This window comes from Streptomyces sp. NBC_01497, from assembly GCF_036250695.1.
Lineage (GTDB): Bacteria > Actinomycetota > Actinomycetes > Streptomycetales > Streptomycetaceae > Streptomyces.
Window position 1 is genome coordinate 3131619 of record NZ_CP109427.1, and the last position, 20941, is coordinate 3152559.

At 73.8% G+C, this 20941-nt stretch carries 12 protein-coding genes; 4 read left to right on the plus strand and 8 right to left on the minus strand.

Annotated features, from left to right (window positions below; translation table 11 throughout):
- The first annotated feature begins 5 nt into the window (after nucleotides 1-5).
- Nucleotides 6-287, plus strand: coding sequence for an SCO5918 family protein (locus OG310_RS13290; protein ID WP_329456098.1), 282 nt, complete (start codon nucleotides 6-8; stop codon nucleotides 285-287).
- 145 nt (nucleotides 288-432) lie between these two features.
- Here the strand turns inward: OG310_RS13290 and OG310_RS13295 are convergent, their stop codons facing one another.
- Nucleotides 433-1158 (minus strand): DUF998 domain-containing protein, encoded by a 726-nt coding sequence (locus OG310_RS13295; RefSeq protein ID WP_329456099.1) that lies wholly within the window; start codon nucleotides 1156-1158, stop codon nucleotides 433-435.
- Between the two features lie 367 nt (nucleotides 1159-1525).
- Here OG310_RS13295 and OG310_RS13300 point away from each other — a divergent pair, with 367 nt between their 5' ends.
- Entirely contained in the window at nucleotides 1526-2437 is a 912-nt protein-coding gene (locus OG310_RS13300; RefSeq protein WP_329456100.1) for a TolB family protein, read from the plus strand.
- A 154-nt stretch (nucleotides 2438-2591) separates the two neighbouring features.
- On the opposite strand, the gene guaA is transcribed toward OG310_RS13300, so the two are convergent.
- Nucleotides 2592-4226 carry a glutamine-hydrolyzing GMP synthase gene (gene guaA, locus OG310_RS13305; RefSeq protein ID WP_443078630.1) on the minus strand — a complete coding sequence of 545 codons (1635 nt, stop codon included), beginning with the start codon at nucleotides 4224-4226 and terminating at the stop codon, nucleotides 2592-2594.
- 497 nt (nucleotides 4227-4723) lie between these two features.
- On the opposite strand from guaA, the gene OG310_RS13310 reads away from it, so the two are divergent.
- Complete coding sequence (locus OG310_RS13310) at nucleotides 4724-5038, plus strand: chorismate mutase (protein WP_329456101.1); 315 nt, start codon at nucleotides 4724-4726, stop codon at nucleotides 5036-5038.
- Between the two features lie 720 nt (nucleotides 5039-5758).
- Here OG310_RS13310 and OG310_RS13315 read toward each other — a convergent pair.
- The 5 genes from OG310_RS13315 to OG310_RS13335 form a co-directional block, all read right to left on the minus strand.
- On the minus strand, nucleotides 5759-7675 hold the full coding sequence (locus tag OG310_RS13315; protein ID WP_329460163.1) for a GMC family oxidoreductase: 1917 nt from the start codon (nucleotides 7673-7675) through the stop codon (nucleotides 5759-5761).
- Between the two features lie 265 nt (nucleotides 7676-7940).
- On the minus strand, nucleotides 7941-9740 hold the full coding sequence (locus OG310_RS13320; protein WP_329456102.1) for a succinic semialdehyde dehydrogenase: 1800 nt from the start codon (nucleotides 9738-9740) through the stop codon (nucleotides 7941-7943).
- 188 nt (nucleotides 9741-9928) lie between these two features.
- Complete coding sequence (locus OG310_RS13325; RefSeq protein ID WP_329456103.1) at nucleotides 9929-11866, minus strand: serine/threonine-protein kinase; 1938 nt, start codon at nucleotides 11864-11866, stop codon at nucleotides 9929-9931.
- Nucleotides 11867-11996: 130 nt separating this feature from the next.
- Nucleotides 11997-15500, minus strand: coding sequence for a protein kinase (locus OG310_RS13330; protein ID WP_443078631.1), 3504 nt, complete (start codon nucleotides 15498-15500; stop codon nucleotides 11997-11999).
- A 205-nt stretch (nucleotides 15501-15705) separates the two neighbouring features.
- Nucleotides 15706-17712: a serine/threonine-protein kinase gene (locus OG310_RS13335; RefSeq protein ID WP_329456104.1), complete on the minus strand. Its 2007-nt coding sequence runs from the start codon at nucleotides 17710-17712 to the stop codon at nucleotides 15706-15708.
- Between the two features lie 543 nt (nucleotides 17713-18255).
- On the opposite strand from OG310_RS13335, the gene OG310_RS13340 reads away from it, so the two are divergent.
- The gene (locus tag OG310_RS13340) at nucleotides 18256-19524 is read left to right on the plus strand and encodes a nucleotide sugar dehydrogenase (RefSeq protein WP_329456105.1); all 1269 of its coding nucleotides are present in this window, start codon (nucleotides 18256-18258) and stop codon (nucleotides 19522-19524) included.
- Nucleotides 19525-19718: 194 nt separating this feature from the next.
- Here the strand turns inward: OG310_RS13340 and OG310_RS13345 are convergent, their stop codons facing one another.
- The gene (locus tag OG310_RS13345) at nucleotides 19719-20843 is read right to left on the minus strand and encodes a GuaB3 family IMP dehydrogenase-related protein (protein WP_329456106.1); all 1125 of its coding nucleotides are present in this window, start codon (nucleotides 20841-20843) and stop codon (nucleotides 19719-19721) included.
- Nucleotides 20844-20941: the final 98 nt, after the last annotated feature.

The following is a 20941-nucleotide window of genomic DNA, read 5'->3' on the forward strand; positions in this document are numbered from 1 at the left end:
GACCCATGCGCTGCGTGATCGCACGATTCCCCTTCGACCTGATCAAGAGCGAGGTCGAACAGACGATGAAGGGCGTCAAGCCCGAGGCCGGCACCGGTGCGGCCGTGAAGATCGGCACCAAGGTCTACCCCGTCAAGCAGGTGGGTGAGCTGATCACGAAGCAGGACCGCAGGGACTTCACAGCGGACGAGGTGACCCGGGCGCTGATCCGTCTCGGATTCACCTGCCAGACGCTGCCCGTGCCCAGCGCCGCCCCGGCGACGGACACCGGAGACCTGACCCTGTGACGCGCTGAACGCCCGGCCGGCGCCCGTCAGGACCCCGGCCGGGCGTTCGTCCGTCCCCAAAAGGCCCGCTCGACACCGTCGGGTGGGCCTTTCCGCTGCCCGGGACCCGCGGGACTGCGGGGAGTGCCGATCGGCGTCGCCCGCGTCAGGGCCGGTCCGTCCGCCTGGCGCGTCCGAGCCCTGACGTGTCCTCGCCGGGCAGGAGCTCCGATCCGCCGTCCGGCGCGACCCGCCTGAGGGCGGGCTCCAGACCCCGCACCGGTCCCACGCCGCGCAGCGTACGGGGGAAGCGCAGGCAGGAGATGACGACCAGCAGGGGCCACATCGCCTGCGAGAAGGTGACGACGCGCTCGGCGACGCCCGGCATGCGCGGAGTGCCGTCCCGGTGCAACTCGACCCAGAACCATGCCGCGCAGATCCACATCACGCCGCTCGCCACGCTCGCAGGGATGGGGCGCAGCCCCCATGGCACCCCGTCGCCCCCGCGCCCGACGGCCAGCACCGGCCACAGGGCGAGCAGGACGAACCCGACGGTCGCGACCGTCCCGTGGGTGAACGAGCCCCCGTTGCTGGGCGCCGGGACCAGGGTCAGCGCGATCGGTGTGACTCCCCCGCCGCCGAGCGCGGCCCTGCCCACACGGGTGGCTCCCCGCAGCCCCGCCGCGGTGACCAGGTAGCAGGTCCCGAGCGCGAGCAGCGAGGCGGTCAGCACCCAGTACCCGGGCGCGCCGTACGCGCCGAGGAGGCTGATCGACTTGGTCACGGGGTTGTAGCCCGGCCCCTGGATCACCTGGGCGACCGACCAGCCACCGACCAGTACGACGGGGGCGGCCGCCGCGGAGAGCACGATCCACCAGGGCACAATGCGCATCGGAATACCATAAAACGTAATAAACAGATCGGGCGGGTGCACACGCGGGCGAACGCGGGCCGTCCGGGAATCCGGGCGACCCGACAACCGGACAACCGCGAACCGCGAACCGCGAACCGGGAGCCATGAAGCCCGGGCGGCAGGGCAGGCGGAGAGTCCTGGATGCCCCGGACCGGATCGCCCCTGATCGGAGCGTCCGCCGATCGGGACGCCCGCGGCTCCTTCGGCCCGGGGCCGCCGGGATCGGGGTGGCGCCGGCGTCGGGCCGGGCGTGCCGTTGACACCGGGCCCGGGGCGCGTTGATCATCGCGGGGTCCGGCGGAAGGGCCGGACATCCGTGACGGTCCGAGAGAGGGTGCGGTATTCCATGACCGACAGCGAGGACACCGGAATGCGGGCGCGAGAGCTCGCGGCCGGACAGCGGACCGTCGTGTGGACCGCCACCACCGGGCCGGGCGCGCCCGAGCCCCTCTTCGAGACGTCCGAGCTGCTGCTCGAAGCACCCAACTGGAGCCATGACGGCCGCAGTCTGCTGCTCAACGGCGATGGACGGCTGTGGCGGCTGGATGTCCGGGAGCCGTCGGGGCTGACGGAGATCGAGCTCGGGGGCGTACCGCCCATCAACAACGACCACGTACTCTCACCCGACGGGCGGACCCTGTACGTGTCCGGCATGGACGGCCACCTGTACGCGGTGCCCGCCGAGGGCGGCGACGGTGTCCTGCTGACGAAGGGCGCCGATGACGTCCTGCACTTCCTGCACGGCGTCAGCCCCGACGGCACCACCCTCGCGTACGTGCTGATTCCCCGCGGTGTGCCCGGCGCGCGGGGGCGTCTCGCGCTGATGCCCGCGACCGGCGGCCCCGGCCGGGTGCTGGACACCGGCGACGGGCACATCGACGGGCCCGAGTACTCGCCCGACGGCGCGTGGATCCTCTTCAACACCGAGACGTTCACCGAGGCCCCGGGCCACGCCCAGCTGGCACGGGTCCCGGCGCTCGGCGGTCCGGTGGAGCGGCTGCACACGTCCGACACGGTCGACTGGTTCCCGCACCTGTCGCCGGACGGGCGCCACGCGACCTACCTGTCGTTCCCCGCGGGCACACTCGGCCACCCGGAGAACCTCGACGTCACGGTCCGGCTCGTACGGACCGACGACTGGAGTCTGCCCGTCCACTGCCACGCGCTGTTCGGCGGGCAGGGCACCCTCAACGTCAACAGCTGGGCGCCGGACAGCGAACGCTTCGCCTTCGTCTCGTATCCGCTCACCGGGCGCTGACGCCCGGGGCCCAGGCCTCGACAACCGGGCGCGGCAGCCGACGGCGAGGACCGGCGGCGGGAGCCCGGTGCGAGGACAGGCCGCGAGGACCGACGGCGAAGGGGCGCGGAGTCCGGTCGGCCCTGGCTCCGCGCCCCTCGTCGTCAGGCTGCGGTCACTCCCACTCGATGGTGCCCGGCGGCTTGCTCGTCACGTCCACGACCACGCGGTTGACCTCCGCCACCTCGTTGGTGATGCGCGTCGAGATCTTCGCGAGCACGTCGTAGGGCAGACGCGACCAGTCCGCCGTCATCGCGTCCTCGGACGAGACGGGGCGCAGCACGATGGGGTGCCCGTACGTCCGTCCGTCACCCTGGACACCGACGGAGCGGACGTCCGCGAGCAGCACGACGGGGCACTGCCAGATCTCACGGTCGAGGCCGGCGGCCGTCAGCTCCTCGCGGGCGATCGCGTCGGCGTCGCGCAGCAGGTCGAGCCGCTCGCGCGTCACCTCGCCGACGATCCTGATGCCGAGGCCCGGGCCGGGGAACGGCTGCCGCTGGACGATCTCCTCCGGCAGGCCGAGCTCCTGGCCGACCATCCGGACCTCGTCCTTGAACAGCTCCCGCAGCGGCTCGATCAGCTCGAACTCGATGTCGTCCGGCAGACCGCCCACGTTGTGGTGCGACTTGATGTTCGCCGTGCCCGTGCCGCCGCCGGACTCGACGATGTCCGGGTAGAGCGTGCCCTGGACGAGGAACGCGACGTCCTCGCCCTCCGCACCCGCCTCGGCGACGATCTCGGCCTGCGCCTGCTCGAAGACACGGATGAACTCACGGCCGATGATCTTCCGCTTCTGCTCCGGGTCGGAGACCCCGGCGAGCGCCCGCAGGAACCGCTCGGACGCGTCGACGACCTTCAGCTGTACGCCCGTCGCCGCGACGAAGTCCTTCTCGACCTGCTCGGTCTCGCCCTTGCGCATCAGGCCGTGATCCACGTACACGCAGGTCAGCTGGGAACCGATGGCCTTCTGCACGAGCGCGGCCGCGACCGCCGAGTCCACACCGCCGGACAGCCCGCAGATGGCGCGCTTCGTGCCGACCCGCTCACGGATCAGCGCGACCTGCTCCTCCACCACGCTGGACGTCGTCCATGTCGGCTCGATACCCGCGCCCCGGTACAGGAAGTGCTCCAGCACCTGCTGCCCGTGCGTCGAGTGCATGACCTCGGGGTGGTGCTGGACGCCGTAGAGCTTCTTCTCGTCGTTCTCGAAGGCGGCGACGGGGACCACGTCCGTGGACGCGGTGACCGAGAAGCCCTCGGGAGCCGCGGAGCACGTGTCGCCGTGGGACATCCAGACGGACTGCTCGGCGGGCGTGCCCTCGAAGAGCGTCGAACCGGGCTTGGACACGTGCAGCGGGGTGCCGCCGTACTCCCGGGCGCCGGTGGCCTCGACCGTGCCGCCGAGGGCCTTAGCCATCAGCTGGAAGCCGTAGCACATACCGAAGACCGGGACGCCCGCCTCGAACAGCGAGCTGTCGAGGCTCGGCGCGCCGTCCGCGTACACCGACGAGGGACCGCCGGACAGGATGATCGCCTTCGGCCTCTTCGCCAGCATCTGGGCCACCGGCATGGTGGACGGCACGATCTCGCTGAAGACCCGCGCCTCGCGGACGCGGCGGGCAATGAGCTGGGCGTACTGGGCGCCGAAGTCCACGACCAGGACCGTGTCCTCGTGGGCGCCGCCGGTGGCGGCTGCGCCCGCGGCGGTGTCGGCGGCGGTGGCGGCGGTGGGTGGTACTGCTGGCACGGGGCGGCCTTCCGGCGGTATGGCGGGGTGATCGGTAAAGTCGGTCGGTGCTCCCGATTCTACCGGCGCCGGGCGACGAGCCGTCCGTGAGCCGTGCGTCCCGGGACCGCCCCCGGTCCGTGAACCGCGGACCCCGCGACCGCCCCCGGCCCGTGTGCCGTGCGCCCGCACCCGCCTCCCGGTCCGTGGTGCCGTGTGCCGTGCGCCCGGGACCGCTCCCGGCACTCCGCCGCCCTCCCCTGTCTCATCATGCGAGCGGCTCTTTGATCCCCGGCCGCCGCCTGGTCCATACTCGACGCATGCGCGAGCACTCGACCTTCCTCTTTAGCTATGGCACCGGCCAGTCCGGGTGCCATGGTCGTGCTGCTTGAGCTGACAAGCGACTTCCGAAAGCGCCCCGGACCGGCACGGTCCCGGGGCGCTTTCGCTTTCCGGGCCCGACCCGCACCCCGGGGCTCCACCACCGCGCCGTACGCACCCCACGGAGGAGCACCCACATGGCCATCACCAGCAACGCCAGGACCAAGGCCAACGCCGCCGGCAGCGACACCGGCGCCCGTACCCCCGAGGCCACCACGGCCATCGAGGGGGCACGTGAGCGCATCGACGCACTGGACGACCGCATCATCGGGCTCATCCAGGAACGCATGGCAGTCTCCTCGGTCATCCAGAAGGCACGCATCGAGTCCGGCGGCCGGCGCGTGAACATCGGCCGCGAGAACGAGATCCTGGCCAACTACAGCAGGGCCCTGGGCAAGCCGGGCGCCGCCCTCGCACTGACCCTGCTGGAGCTGTCGCGCGGGCGGGTCTGACCGTGGCGACCGCCCCCGGAGCCCGCTCGTATCCCCGTTCGGGCACCTCGCGTGCGCGGCTCCCACCCGTACGGCGCGTGACCGGGGCCGCCCGGACGTCGTTGGACCGTGCGTCCGTGCCCGCCAGGTGCGGGCGTCAGCAGTACGAGCAGTAACCAGCATCACCACGCGTGGCTCTGCCGGGGTGTGTGGCGTACCGCAGGTGCGCCGTGGGACCTCGCCCCGGCATCGGTGACCGGACGGCAGGGGACAGCGGCCCGGTCAGCCGGTCCGGCCGGTTCCGGGGACGCCCGGGACCGGCCGGTTTCTGTCCGGTCAGGACCTGCGCTTCTCCAGTGCTCTCAGGGTTGCCCAAGGACGCGCCGTGCGGTCCGAGGACGCGCGGTCCCGGCGCGGCGTCCCGTCCCTCTCGTCCGCCCCTTGCACCCCATGCGTCACCGCGTCCCGTACGTGAGGCCGTTCGCGGCCACGGCGCACCCGGTCGCCGCCGCCTCGCGCGCGGCGGGCCCGGCCGGAGCGGACCGCCCCGGGTTCCCCTCCGTCCCGCACGCCCCGGGAGTGTGACGGTCATAGTGACGCAGCTCACATCAACTTCCTGGGATCCACGTGACAACCATCTACGCGGGTCACAGGTCTCTTATGCGTTGACCCGATGAAGGGGACGCTGCTCTCGGAGGGGGGTGCAGCGTCCCCGTCGGTGTCGTGCGGGGCGCCGCCGGATCAGCCGTCGCCGGCCCCGGCCCCCGGCCCGGTCGTGCGGGTCGCGTCTTCGGCCCCGGCCTCCTTCGTCCCGTTCCCACGCGTCGCCTTCGGGACCTTCGGCATCTCCACGAACGGCAGCCGCAGCGCGCCGAACGCCTCCGCCGGCACGACCGGCGACTTCGGCTCCACCGCCCGCAGCCTCGCGTACGCCTCGCCCTGCACGGGCCGTTCGTCGGCGTCGCCCTTGTTCGGCCAGAGCGACATCGCACGCTCCGCCTGCGCGGTGATCGTCAGCGCCGGGTTGACGCCCAGGTTCGCGGAGACGGCGGAACCGTCGACCACCGAGATCCCTGGATGGCCGTGGATGCGGTGGTACGGATCGATCACGCCCTCCTGCGCCGAGGCGCCGATCGGGCAGCCGCCCAGGAAGTGCGCGGTCAGGGGGGTGCCCATCAACTCGCCCACGTTGCTGCCCGGGAAGCCGTTGATCTCCTCCGCGATGAGCGACGCCGCGCGGGACGCCTCGGGGATCTGCTTCGGGTTGGGTTCCCCGCGCCCCTGGCGCGCGGTCAGCAGGCCCTTGCCCGGCCCGCTCGGCTTGCGGTACGTGGTCAGGGAGTTGTCCAGGGACTGCATGACCAGCCCGATGATCGTCTTCTCGGACCAGCGGTGGTTGGACAGCGACCGCAGCATCAGCGCGGGGTGCCGGGCCGCGTGGCCGAGCCAGGCCCGTACCCGGTGGTCGCTGTGCGGGACCTGGAGGATGGACAGCGCGCCCATCGCGTTGGAGCCCCTGCCGTAGCGGACCGGTTCCACGTGCGTGTGCTCGTCCGGGTAGATGGACGAGGTGATCGCCACGCCCCGCGTGAAGTCGGCGCGCTCGGCGCCGTGCCGCTCGCGGTAGCGGCGGTCGTCGGTCTGCGCGCCCACCAGGGCCTCGGAGTTCGTCCGGGTCAGCTCGCCGAGCCGCGGGGACAGCCGGGGCAGCAGTCCCCGGTCCCGCATCGTGTGCAGCAGGGTCTGGGTGCCGTACGTGCCCGCCGCGATCACCACGTACCGCGCCCTGAGGGTGCGGTACTTGCCGCTGCGGCGCCGGGCGTCGGTGGGGACGGTGACGACGCGGTGGCCGCCGTCCTCGTGCTCGGTCACGGCGGCGACGGTCGTCATGGGGTGGATGACGGCGCCCGCCCGTTCCGCGAGGTACAGGTAGTTCTCGGTGACCATGTTCTTCGCGCCGTGCCGGCAGCCCGTCATGCACTCGCCGCACTCGGTGCAGGCGTTGCGCTCGGGGCCGACGCCGCCGAAGTAGGGGTCCTGGACGCGGGCGCCCGGCGCGACCGACTTCGCCGCCTCGCCGGGGCTCCGCGCGCCCCCTCCGGCCGTGCTGTCCGTGCCGTCCGCACCGGCCGTCGCGCCGGGGCCGCCGGAAACGGCCGTGCTGTCCGCGTCACCGTCCCGGCCGTCGCCGAAGAACACGCCCACCGGGGCGAGCCGGAACGTGTCGCCCACGCCCATCGCCTCGGCAGCCGCCTTCAGGTGCACGTCGGAGGGGGTCATCGTCGGGTTGGTGCGCACCCCGAGCATCCGCCGCGCCTGGTCGTAGTACGGGGCAAGTTCCTGGTGCCAGTCGGTGATCGACGCCCACTGCGGGTCCGCGAAGAAGGCGGGCGGCGGCACGTAGAGGGTGTTGGCGTAGTTGAGCGAACCGCCACCGACCCCCGCGCCCGCCAGCACCATCACGTTCCCCAGCAGGTGCACGCGCTGGATCCCGTACAGGCCGAGCGCCGGTGCCCACAGGTAGTTCTTCACGTCCCAGGAGTTCCTGGGCAGGGTGTCGCGGGTGAAGCGGCGGCCCGCTTCGAGGACCGCCACCCGGTAGCCCTTCTCCGTCAGCCGCAGCGCGGCCACCGAACCGCCGAACCCGGAGCCGACCACGACGACGTCGTAGTCGAGGTCCCCGGGGTCGGGACCGGCGCCTTCACCGCTGCCGCCCGTACGTGCGTCCCGCTTCGACCGCCCGGCGGGAGATCCCTGCCGGGGGCCCGGCTCGCGTCCGGCGGACTTCCGGCCGGCCGCCTCGCGTGTGGCGGACTCCTCCGCTGGGGACTCGTCCTCGGGGAACTGTTCCGTGGGCAAACTTCCGGCCTCCCTCTCGGCATCACGGCGGGCGGGCGCGCCACGCTCGGGCGGCGCGCCGCGCTCAGCGCAGGCGCAGCGCCTTCATCGCCCGCAGGCTCCGGCTCATGAACTGCGCGTAGGCCTCGTCGTCCATGCCGAACGACGGGGCGAGCGGCATCAGGCGCTGTCGCGCCACCGTCTGGACCTCGGTGAACTTGTGGATCCCGTCGGCGCCGTGGCGCCGGCCGAGCCCCGAGTCCTTCATGCCGCCCATGGGCGCGCGGACGCTGCCGTAGGCCGCCGCGTACCCCTCGTTGATGTTGACCGTGCCGGTGCGCAGCCGCCGGGCCACGTCCTGGCCGCGCCGGGCGCTCCTGGTCCAGACACTGGCGTTGAGGCCGTAGGCTCCCTCGTTGGCGCGGGCGAGCGCGTCCTCGTCGTCGCGGAAGCGGTAGACCGACACGACCGGTCCGAACGTCTCGTCCGCGCAGACCGCCATCGGCGCCTCGACCCCGTCGAGGATCGTCGGTTCGTAGAAGTAGGGGCCGATGTCGGGGCGCGCGGTGCCGCCGGCGAGGACCGTGGCGCCCTTGGCGACGGCCTCCTCGACGTGCGCGCTGACCGTGTGCAGCTGGCGTTCGCCGACGAGGGAGCCCATGTCGGCGCCGAACGCGAGCGCGGAGCCGAGGCGCATCGCCTTCGTCCGGGCGACGAACCGCTCCACGAAGGCGTCCGCCACCGACTCGTGGACGTACAACCGCTCGATGGAGACGCACAGTTGACCGGCCGACGAGAAGCACGCCCGGACCGCGCCCGCCGCCGCCTTCTCGACGTCGGCGTCGGCGAGGACGAGCATCGCGTTCTTGCCGCCCAGCTCCAGCGACACCCCGACGAGACGCTCCGCCGCGCCGCGCGCGACCTCACGGCCGGTACGGGTCGATCCGGTGAACGACACGTAGTCCGCGTGCCGCACGACCTCGGGCCCGACGACCGGGCCCTCGCCCAGGACCACCTGGAGGACCTCCGCCGGCATCCCGGCCTCGATCAGCAGTTCGCGGGCCCACAGCGCGGTCAGCGCGGTCTCGGAGTCCGGCTTCATCACGACTGCGTTGCCGGAGACGAAGGCGGGCAGCGCGTCCCCGACGGAGAGTTCGAGCGGGTAGTTCCACGGCACGATCTGGCCGACGACGCCCTTCGGCTGCCGCAACTCCGTGACCTTGGTCAGCGTGGGTACGACGCCGGTGCGGTGGCGGGGCCTGAGGTAGGTGTGCGCGGCGCGCCCGTAGTGCCGGGCCTCCACGGCGAGGCCCTGGACCTCTTCGTGCGCGTGCGCCCTGGCCTTGCCGGTCTCCAGCTGGATCAGGTCGAGCACCTCGGTCTGCCGGTCGAGCAGCAGGTCGTGGAAGCGCAGCAGGACGGCGGCGCGCCGCCGCACGGGCAGGGCCGCCCAGGCCGGCTGCGCCGCACGGGCGCGTTCGAAGGCCGTCGCGACGTCCTCAGGCGTGGAGGCGGGCAGTTCCGCCAGCACCTCCCCCGTGTACGGGGTGTGGCTCACGGTCCGTCCTGAGCCGACGACCCCCCTCGCGAGCCGGGCCACCAGTTCGGGGGTGACCACGTCGGACGCGGCACGGGCGGCGACGGTGGGCCGCGCCACCGGGTTGGTGCCCGGGGCGGTTGCGGCCTCTGCGGGCTCGGGTGCGGCCGTCCCGGCGCCGGTCGTGCCGCTCCCGGTGACCTCGTCATCGGTGGCCGTGCCCGCCAGGGCATCCGCCGCCCGGGTCCCGGCCGGGGCATCCGCTGCCGCCTGCGCCGGAGGGACGTCCGGTACGTCCGCGGTCCGCTCGGCGGACGCCGCTGACTTCGTCGACTCTGAGTCCGTCATGCGGCGAGCGTATTCCGCGACGCCCCCTTTGGGTACCCGGCGGTAACCTTCTTCACCCCCCGATCACAAAGCCGCCAGTGATCGCTGGCACGAATCGCGGCGACCCGTGCGCGGACCCGTGATCCGGACCTCCGGACGCCGGTTCCTTCGGCGCCCGTCCCCCTCGCCGGGAGCCGCTGGTGCGCGGCTCACGCGCCGGGATCCGCCGGTGGCTGCCAGCCGCGCAGGACGGTGGAGAACCGCGCGTCGCTCCAGTCCGCCGTGGGCCCCGACATGTACAGCGCGTACTCCGCGCCCGTGTCGTCGTCCACGTACATCAGATCGACAGCCGTACGCGGTCCCGGTACACCCTGGCTCGCCGCCTGCGTCCAGGTGAACTCCCAGCGGGCGGCCTGCTTCTGGTCCCGGTAGGTGTCGGGGCCCAGCGTGACGCGGTGGTAGTCCGGCAGGGTGCCGACCTTGCCGCCCGAGGCCTCCAGGTTGTCGAGGTGGTCCAGCGGGCTCGGGAAGTCGGGCTGCGTGTCGATGCTGATCCGGACGAAGTGCTGGTCGTCGTCCGGGCTGTAGTCGATGGTCCCCACGCCCGGCACGCGCACGTACCCCTTGGGCAGCCAGAGGCTGAACCCCTCGGGCGCGTCGACGCGCTGCCAGCCCTTCGGCACGCTCTGGGCGTCCGGGGCGCCCGCTCCGTCGGACGGGGTGACCTGCCCGGGCGAGGAGCCGCCGTCCGGTGCGGAACCGCCGCCGGAGGCAGCGGAGTCCGTGTCACCGGAGCCCCGGGTCGCCGGGTCCGCCGTCGACCCGCCCGACTGCCCCCGGGCGGCGGAACCGCCGCTCTCACCGCCGAACTGCGTGACCCCGTAGCCGACCCCGCCACCGATGACGACCGCCGCGAGGACGGCGAGGACGACCGCACGGCCCCGGGACGTCCTGCGGCCCGCGCCGGTGCCGGCCCGGGTGGCCGCCTGGGCGGGCGCGCCGTCAACGGGCCGCCCGTGCGGTCCCGGTCCCCCGTAGCCGCCGGTGGCGCCGTACGGTCCCGCCCCCATCTGCCCGTCGGGACCGGCCGGGCCCCGGCCTGCGGCCGGACCGAGGGTGCCCGCGTGCCGTGCGTGGGTCTCCGCCTGCCCGGCCCGAGGCGAGGGGCCCTGCCCGTACGGATCCTGCCCGTACGGATCCGGCTGGTGGGGGGAACTCTGGTGAGGGGCCTGCGGGCCGGGCCCCCTGGGTATGCCGTACGAGGAGACCGGCAGGGTGAGACCGCCGGTCGGGTACGCGGTGGTGTCCGCCTGCCGGCCCTCCGCCACCTCGGTCAGCAGGCGCGCGCACGCGTCCGCGTCGGGCCGTAGCCCGGCGTCCTTCTGCAGCATCGCGACGATGACGGGAGCCAGTTCACCCGCCGCGGAGGGGTACGGCACGTCGTCGACGATCACCGCTTGCAGCGTGGAGAGCGCGCTGTCCCGGTGGTACGGCGAAATCCCCTGAACGGCCGTGTACAGCGTGGCGCCCAGCGACCAGAGGTCACCGGCGGGGCCCGGGGCCTCACCCCGTACCCGTTCCGGCGCCAGGTACTCGACGGAGCCGATGAGCTCACCGGTCCTGGTGACGGACGTGTCGCCCTCGACGGCTGCTATCCCGAAGTCGGCGAGCAGCACCTGCCCGTCGCGCGCCAGCATCACGTTGGCGGGCTTGACGTCCCGGTGCAGCACCCCCGCCGCGTGCGCGGCCCGCAGGGCGCCGAGCACGGCCAGGCCGATCCTGGCTGCCTCGCGTGCCTCGACGGGCGCGGACTCCTTGACGACGTCGGACAGCGAGCGGCCGTCCACGTACTGCATGACGATCCAGGGTCTGCCGTCGTGCTCCAGCACGTCGTGGACGGTGACGACGTTCGGATGGCTGATCCGGGCCGCGGCCCGCGCCTCCGTGCGGGTGCGCCCGTGCAGCACCTCACGGTCGGCCTCCGTCGCGTACAGGCCCGCGGTCAGTTCCTTGACCGCGACCGTACGGTGCAGCAGTTCGTCCTGGGCCCGCCACACCCGGCCCATACCGCCGCGGCCTATGGCTTCGGTGAGGCGGTAGCGGCCGGCGAGGAGTACTCCGGCGCCCGTGCTCTGTGAATCGTCCACTTCCCCCGCCCTGTTCGTCGCGCCACCACAGGTTACGGAGGATCCCTGACGGTGCGGAACACCGGGACCGCATGAGACAGCACTGTGACGCGCACGGCCGCGATTGGTCCACGGACCGTCAGCAGCCGTGTCAGCGTGTGGTCTTGTACGAGGCGGTCGCCTGCTGGTAGATCTCGCTGACCTCGTCGCGCTGGCTGTCCGGGCCGATCACCTGGACGACGTGGTACCTGCCGCCGATGATCATGGCGAGGTTCCGGACGTACACCGTGCGGCCGTTGCTGTCCTGCCAGGTGTACTGGCCCTCGGCCATGGCCTGTTGGCCCACGTCGATGCGGCGCAGACCGGAGGCGCTCGCCCAGGTCGAGGCGCGGAACGGCTGGAGCTCGGGCTCCTTGTCGCTCTGGTAGACGAGCGGATCGCCGCCGTCGGCCTTCACCGTGTCCCGGCCCGGGACGACGATCAGGCTGAAGTCCCCGCTCACGTAACGGACCTGGCCGCTGTCGTTCATCGCGCGGCGCTGCCAGTCCTGCCGCACCGCGATCTGGAAGCCCTCGGGGTCCTTGCGCAGCACGTACCCCTTCGCGAGGTGCGTGCCGGAGCCCGCGGCGACGGTCGGCGCGGTGGACGCGCCCGCGTTCCCGCTCCCGGCGGGCGCGCTGCCCGTGGCCGCCGGGGTGCCACCGGATGCCGCGGACGCCGGGGCCGATCCCCCGGAGCCCGAAGGCGCCGGGGCGGCGGACGAACCGGGCGGGACCTCCCGCACGCTCTGCCCCTGGGTGTCGCCCGACTTCGGCAGGAACATCACCGCGTAGACGATGGCCCCGACGAGCACCAGCAGGATCAGGACCAGGAGCGTGCGGCCCAGCGACCTCGGCCGCCGGGACGCCTGCCGCTGAGCGGGCTGCCGGGCCCCCCGGCCCTCCTTGCGGGCCTTGCCCGCCTTGGGACGGCGCCCGGGGCCCTCGCGCGGTTCGCTGCCGGCGTGCCCGAAGAGGTCGGCGCTCAGGTCGCGCTCGTGCCCGGGGTCGGGCGTGCCCGCCGTGGAGTCGAAACCGGCCGCGCCCCCACCGTCGTACGGGGGCGCGTACGGGGCCGCCCGCGCGGTGTCCTCGGCCCAGGACGGCGCGGAGCCGGCCGGACCGCTCCCCCCGCCGGGCAGCGGGGCGTCGAGGGTCCGCTCCCGTACCGGCGCCTGCTCGGCGTACGCGTACGGACCGACGTCACCGGCCCGGCCGGCGATGGCGTCGAAGCCGTCCCGGCCGCGCTTGTGGCGGTGCTTGGTGGCGTCGCGGTCGGCCCCGGCCGCCTTCCCCCGCCCCCAGAAGCGGCGCTTGCGGACCAGCTCGCCCTTGCGGCGCTTGATGGGCAGTCTGCCGTCGACGGTCGGCACGGACACCAGGTCCTGCCCCGCGTCCGGCTCGGGCGCGGAGCGTACGAGCGACCGCAGCCAGCCCCGCAGTTCCTCGAAGTCGGGCCGCTCCATCGGATCCTGCCGCAGCAGTGACTCCACGACGGGCCGCAGCGGGCCGCACTCCTCGGCGAAGGCGGGCGGCTCCGAGCAGACGAGCTGCACCAGTTCGACCGCGCTGTCCTCGGGATACGGGGCATACCCCTGCACCGCCCGGTAGAGCAGCGCGCCCAGCGCCCAGAGGTCCGTGGCGGGTCCGATCGGCGCCGCGAGCTGCCAGTTCTCGTGGACGGGTCCCGCCTGCTCGGGCGACCAGCGCTCGGTGACGGCGCCGACGACGGCGATCCTGGCCTGGCGCGCCCGTTCGGCGGCGAGGGGCGTGGCCGGTCCCCCGCCGTGGCGGACCGCGACGGCTCCGGCCGGGACGGGCTCGCCCCAGCCGACGGCAGCTGATCCGGCGGCCGCGGGCAGCGCGGGACGCTGACCCGGCCGCTCCTGGTCCTGGCCGTGCCCGGAGCGCTGGGCATCGGCGCGCAGGGCGTCGTTGCGGCCGCTGTTCGCGGGCGTGAACCCGGCGGGGAGGGCCGGGGTGCGGGGGCGCTCGCCGCCACCGCCCGCCGGCACGTTCCCCGCGGAGTCGTTCCAGGGGGCGGGGCCGTCGCGCCAGGTACCGGCGAGGCGCGGGCGGTACGGCAGCTGCGGATCGTCGTCGTCCGACTCGGCCTCGGGGTCGCCTTCGGCGTCGCCGAACCCGGTCGGCGGTTGGCTCCACCATTCGGGGCCGGGCCCCTGCCCGCCCGTCGGGGGTACCGCGGGTGCTTCGCCCGCCGGGCCCTGACCCGCCGGTGGCTGCCCGATCGGCTCCTGCCCGGCGGGTTCGCGCTGTCCGGGCGGGGCGGGTTCCGCGCCCCGCCCGCCCTGGCCGGACGGGTCCTGAGACGCCACCTCCCCGGTTTCCCCGAGCTGTCGCGGCGGCTGCTCGTACTCTCCGGCCTCGGGCCCGGACCGGCGGGAAGCCTCCTCGTACTCCTGCGCGCGCGCCGCAGGACCGTGCGCCTGCTCCTCCTCGGAGGCGCGCGCGGCGGCCCGGGCGCCCGCGCGGTACGCGGCGATGGCGCCCGCGCGCGCGGCCCGGACCGCCTCGGAGGCACTGTTGGCCGAGGGCAGCGCGGGCTGCGCGTTGGGTCCGCCGTAGGGCGCGGGAACACCCGGCGTGCTCTGCTGACGCGGCGCCCTGGGCAGCGCGCCCGACGTACCGGAGGAGGCGCCGTACGGGCTCTCGCCGCCGAACGCCGCGTGCCCCTGCGGGGCGGGCACACCAGCGGTGGAGGGCCCGGCGGCCGCCGCCGGAGCGCCACTCGGGAACGGATCGGGGCCGGGCGCTTCGTACGGCGGCGCATACGTCTCGTACGGCTCGTAGGGCGCGCTGGGCAGCTCGTACCCGGGGGCCTGCGGGGGCGGCGGGGTGAACTCGGGGTACTGCGTCGCCTCCGGCCGCTCCCGGCCCCGCGGATCCTGCTCCAGGCCCGGCACGCGTCCCTGGTCCTGCGGGGACAGGGCCGGTACCTGGCGTACATCGGGAACGCCCCGCGTCTCCGGCTGCCCGGCGAGCTGTCCGGGGGCTGCGAGCGGGGGGGCCGGCGCGTAGCCGCACAGGGCCTCCTCGGCGGCCCCGGCGGCCAGGCCGGTGAGCACGACACGGCCGTCGTCGCAGACCAGCACCGTACGGACGGTGATGTTGCGGTGGACCCAGCCGTGGCCGTGCAGCACGCGGACGGCGGTGAGCACGTCCGACGCGATCTCGGCGGCCCGGTACGGGTTGAGCGGGCGCTCGGCGATCAGCGCGGCGAGCGGGCGCGCCGCGACCAGTTCGCTCACTATCCACAGCGACCCGGCCTCGGCGAAGACGTCGAAGACCTGGTCGAGCCGGGGGTGGTCGGGGACCTGCGCCGCGCTCTGCGCCGCCTCGATGGCCCGGCGCACGGCGGGGTCCGCGGGGCCGCGTGCCGCCTGCTGTCCGCTCGCCGCCGGGTACGGCACGGCGCTGCCGTCTGGGCCGACGACCTCCGCCTCCACGACCTCCGGCAGCGGCACCTGCCGGACCAGGACCTCCTGGCCGCTGTACGTGTCGAAGGCACGCGTCTCGACGACGTCGTACGCGTCGGCGGGCGGCAACGGCAGGCGATAGCGGTCGGCCAGCACCCGTCCCGCGTACTCCTCCACCATGCCTCCCCACACCCCGTAGGCCCGGCCGGTCCTCGCCGCTCTGGTGAAGCGTCAAGTCCGGTCGCTTTCTGGCCTCTTGCGACTGCGTACGGTCCGCGACCTCTCACCATACGTGTCTGCGCGCGAACGCGCCGCCCGTCACGGCAACAGGTTGTGGAGGATCACCTTCCGTGACAATGGGCAAAGATCGTATGGCCGGAACCGTCTACATCGTCGGCTTGAACGTGTCGAACGCGGTGTCGCGGAGCGTCGTGCACTCCTTGCTGTTCCACCCACTGGACGGACAACTGATCATTATCGAATAGCCGTGCTTGGAGTCGATGCGGAAGCCGCGGTCGAGGACCGTGACCCGCTGCCCGCTCTGCTCCCGCTCGAACTGCCAGTCGGCGACCGTCGGATAACCCTTGTAGTCGGCCTTCTTGATACCGACGAGCTTGTAGTGGCTGCTGCTGCCGCGCACCGCCGGCTCCAGCTGCGTCCAGGCGACGAGGGCATTGGCTGTGGGGCTACCGGTGAAGTCGACCTGGATGCGCGGGAATCCGCCGTTCGCGCTGAATATCCCGCCCGAGCTCTGACCGGCCGTGCCCGTCTTGTGAAAGCCCTTCGGCATGGCCATGGAGAACCGGAACTGCCGGTCGGTGACGGTGGCATAGCCCGCCGGAAGCGACGATCCGCCGCCCGCGGCACCCGCGCTCGCACGACTCCCGCCGGCCGAGGCGGAGCCGGACGGGGACGTATCGCCGGCCGACGGGCTGCCGCCGGGCGACGACGGGGACGCCGAGCGCTCCCCGCCGGTCCGCGCGGTGCCGCCCGGGGAACCGCCGGCCTTCGCCCCGGCGGAAGCCGGCTGCCGCGGCGTGCCCTGACCCTGGGGCTTGTCGTCGTCCCCGCCGCTGAGGACGAGAGCGAGCACGATGCCTATCACCACCAGCGCGGCCACACCGGCAATGATCACCATGGTCCGGCGCGGGACCACGTCGGACAGCGGCGCGCGCGGCGGGAGCGTCCTGGCCGGGGCCGCCGCCGGAGGTGACGCGGCGACGGACGCCATCGCGGCCGTGCCACGCGTGGCCGACCCGGCGGCCACCGGCGCCGGGGCCGGCTTCGCCGCGGCGCTCGACCGGGTGGACCTGGCGGGCTTCGACGGCTTGGACGGCCGCGCCCCCGCCGGCTTCGGCCGGGACGCGACGGGCGCGGGCGGCGCCTCGGGGAGCGTGATCACCGGGACGGCACGCGTCGACTCCCCGTCGGCGACCGGCTCGGCCTTCCGCTCCGGCTTGTCCGGCGCGTCGACGATCCGCTGCAGCAGGGCGCGCGTGCGGGCGTCGTCGAGGCGCTGCTCGGGGTCCTTCGCGAGCAGGCCGTAGATGACCTCCTCCAACGGGCCCGCGTGCTTCGGCGGATCCACGGACTCGGTCATCACGGCGGTGAGCGTCGCGATGGCGGAGCCCTTGTCGTACGGCGGGGTGCCCTCGACCGCCGCGTACAGCAGGCCGCCGAGCGACCAGAGGTCGGCCGCGGGCCCCGGCTTGTGGCCGCGGGCGCGCTCCGGCGAGATGTACGAGGGGGCGCCGACGAGCATCCCGGTGGAGGTGACCGAAGGGTCGCCCTCGACCTGCGCGATGCCGAAGTCGGTCAGGACGACCCGGCCTTCCTCGGCGATCAGGACGTTGGACGGCTTCACGTCACGGTGCAGGATGCCCTGGTCGTGGGCCTGCCGGAGCACGTCGAGGACGGCGAGACCGACCTCGGCGGCGCGGCGCGGGGTGAGCGTGCCGTCCTCGCGGATGACCTCGGCGAGGGACTTGCCCTCGATGAGTTCCATCACGATCCAGGGCCGGTCGTCCTCGTCCACCACGTCGAAGACGGTGACCGCCCCGTTGTTGCGGATACGCGCGATGGCCTTCGCCTCGCGCAGGGTCCGCGTGATGAGCCGGCGCTTCTCGTCCTCGTCGATGCTGGTGGGGAACCGAAGCTCCTTCACCGCGACCGTACGGCCGAGCATTTCGTCCAGGGCGCGCCAGACGGTGCCCATGCCGCCGCGCCCGAGGACGCCGTTGAGCCGGTAGCGCCCGGCCAGCAGCCGGGCCTCCTTGGCCTCCTCGGTGTCCGGCTTCGGTGTCTTCGCCTCTTCCCGCTGGGATGCGTCCCGTTGGGGTTCGTCCCGTTGGCGGTCCCGCGCCGCGCCCCGCGGCTGCTCAGCCTCCGACATGCGTCCCCTCTGCGATTCCCGTAACGCGCCCTGGCAGAGGCTCCATTGTCCCCCACGCGGCGGCCCCGGGTCCCCCCGGGTCTGAAAGGTAGCGCAGGCTCCGGCTCGCCCGTGCGGGGGCGGGGGCATGTGCCGGGCGCACCCGCCCCGTCGGCAACCCCCGTCCCCACCGCCCCGCTCCGCCCCCCGGCCCCGCACCCGGAACGCGGCGCCCGGCCGGCACCCGGTACGGCGGCAAAGACCTGAGCCGGTCCCGGCGCGCCCTCGTACCCGCCCGAATGCCGCGCACGACGCACGGCACGCTCGCCGCCCCCGCACCCCCGACGTGACCCGCCCCACCTGCGACAACACGCCGACTTGCAAGATCCCACAATGCGGCATATCGGTCATATTTACGCCTAGTCTGACAGCGCGTCCGATCGCTGCGTGCGTCGGGGCCGCCGTGCAGGGCGCGCACCACGCGTGCGCGCCAGGCCCCGCCCGACGCCCGCATCCCGGCGGGCGTCCACAGTCCACTCCGAACAGGGAAGGACGGCCGCCGCCATGCCCGCAGACCTCGCCGTCGTCGGACTCGGCCACCTCGGCCTGCCGCTCGCACGCGCCGCCGTGTCCGCCGGGATCGCCACCGTCGGGTTCGACACCGACCCGCGTCCGGTCGCACAACTCACCGCAGGACACACGCCCGCCGAGGGGGCCCTGACCGCGGCCGAGGCGCGCCGCATGCTGTCCGGCGGCTTCCGCCCCACCACCGATCCGGCCGAACTCGGCCGCGTCCGCACAGCCGTCATCTGCGCTCCCGCGCCGCTCGGCGCCGACCGTACGCCCGACCTGAGCGCCGTGGGCGAGGCCGCCCGCGCCCTGGCCGCGCGGTTGCGCCCGCACACGACCGTACTGCTGGAGTCACCCGTGGCGCCCGGCACCACGGAAGGCTTCCTGCGCGACCTCCTGGAGGAGGGGTCCGGGCTGCGCGCGGGCCGCGACTTCCACCTCGCGTACTCCCCCGGCCGGCTCGACCCCGGCAGCCGCACCCACGGCATCGCCAACACGCCCAAGGTCATCGGCGGTCTCACCCCGGCCTGCACCGAGTCCGCCGCCGCCTTCTACGGCCGCCTCACCGAGAAGGTGGTCCGCGCGCGCGGCCCCCGGGAGGCCGAGACGGTCAAACTGCTGGAGACGAACTTCCGGCACGTCAACATCGCACTCGTCAACGAGATGGCGATCCTCTGCCACGACCTGGGCGTCGACCTGTGGGACGTCATCCGCTGCGCGGAGACCAAACCCTTCGGCTTCCAGGCGTTCCGGCCAGGCCCCGGCGTCGGCGGGCACGGCCTGCCGATCGACCCCGGTTACCTCCCGCACACCGGGCGCGCGCCCGGCCACCCCCACCCGCTGCGGATGGTCGGCCTCGCACAGGAGATCAACGGCCGGATGCCGCAGTACGTGATCCAGCGCTGCGCCACCCTCCTCAACGAGCACGGCAAATCGGCCCGGGGCGCGCGGGTCCTGCTGCTCGGCGTCACGTACAAGCAGGACCTCGCCGACCAGGAGGCGTCACCCGCCACCGAGATCGCCGGCCGGCTGATGGACCTGGGCGCGACCGTCAGCTACCACGACCCGTACGTCGCGGAGTGGGGCGTACGCGGGCTGCCCCTGCCCCGGGCGGAATCGCTGTACGAGGCGGCGGCGGACGCCGACCTGACGGTGCTGCTCCAGCACCACCGCACCTATGACCTGCAGGGCCTCGCGGTCAAGGCGCAACTGCTGCTGGACACCCGGGGCGCGAGCCCCGCGGGGGCCGCCCACCGGCTCTGAGCCGGGTCGACCGCGTGCCGCCGGCGGGGCGGAGCTTCCCCGGAGTCCGCCGCCTCGCTCTCGGCAGGGCGACAGGAGCGGCCGTCCCGCTGCCCGCACCGGAACCGGCGGGGCAGCGGGACGGCCCAGGGACGACAGCGGCGGGGCGGCACCCGGTCATCCGGTGCCGCCCCGCCGCCTCGCGTACGCCTGGCTCAGCGCTTGTGCTGCGCGTCCGCCACCGTGACCTCGACCCGCTGGAACTCCTTGAGCTCGCTGTAGCCGGTCGTCGCCATGGCGCGGCGCAGGGCGCCGAAGAAGTTCATCGAACCGTCGGGGAAGCGGGAAGGACCCGTGAGGACCTCCTCCGTGGTGCCGACCATGCCGAGGTCGACGAGCTTGCCCCGCGGCACGTCCTCGTGGACGGCCTCCATGCCCCAGTGGCGGCCCTTGCCGGGCGCGTCCGAGGTGCGCGCGAGCGGCGAGCCGATCATCACCGAGTCGGCGCCGCAGGCGATCGCCTTCGGCAGGTCGCCGGACCAGCCGACCCCGCCGTCCGCGATCACGTGCACGTACCGGCCGCCGGACTCGTCCATGTAGTCCCGGCGGGCCGCGGCCACGTCGGCGACGGCGGTCGCCATCGGCACCTGGATGCCCAGCACGTTGCGGGTGGTGTGCGCGGCGCCGCCGCCGAAACCGACGAGGACCCCGGCCGCGCCCGTACGCATCAGGTGCAGCGCCGCCGTGTAGGTGGCGCAGCCGCCGACGATGACCGGCACGTCCAGCTCGTAGATGAACTGCTTGAGGTTGAGGGGCTCGGCCGCGCCCGACACGTGCTCGGCGGAGACCGTCGTCCCACGGATCACGAAGATGTCCACGCCCGCGTCGACCACGGCCTTGGAGAACTGCGCGGTGCGCTGCGGCGAGAGCGCGGCGGCGGTGACCACACCCGAGTCACGCACCTCCTTGATGCGCTGCCCGATCAGCTCCTCCTTGATGGGAGCCGCGTAGATCTCCTGGAGACGGCGGTTCGCCGTGGACTCCTCAAGACCCGCGATCTCGTCCAGCAGCGGCTGCGGGTCCTCGTACCGGGTCCACAGCCCTTCGAGGTTGAGCACGCCGAGGCCGCCGAACTCACCGATGCGGATGGCGGTCTCCGGAGAGACCACCGAGTCCATGGGAGCGGCGAGGAACGGCAGCTCGAAGCGGTAGGCGTCGATCTGCCACGCGATCGAGACCTCCTTCGGGTCGCGCGTGCGCCGGCTGGGGACGACGGCGATGTCGTCGAACGCGTACGCCCTGCGCCCGCGCTTGCCGCGCCCGATCTCGATCTCAGTCACGTTGTGGCCTTTCCCTCTACGTCTGCCGCCCCAAGTATCCCCGAGGAGCGGCTGCGGACACGGCGCAGGGGCGGGCCCGGATTCCCGGTCACCGCCCC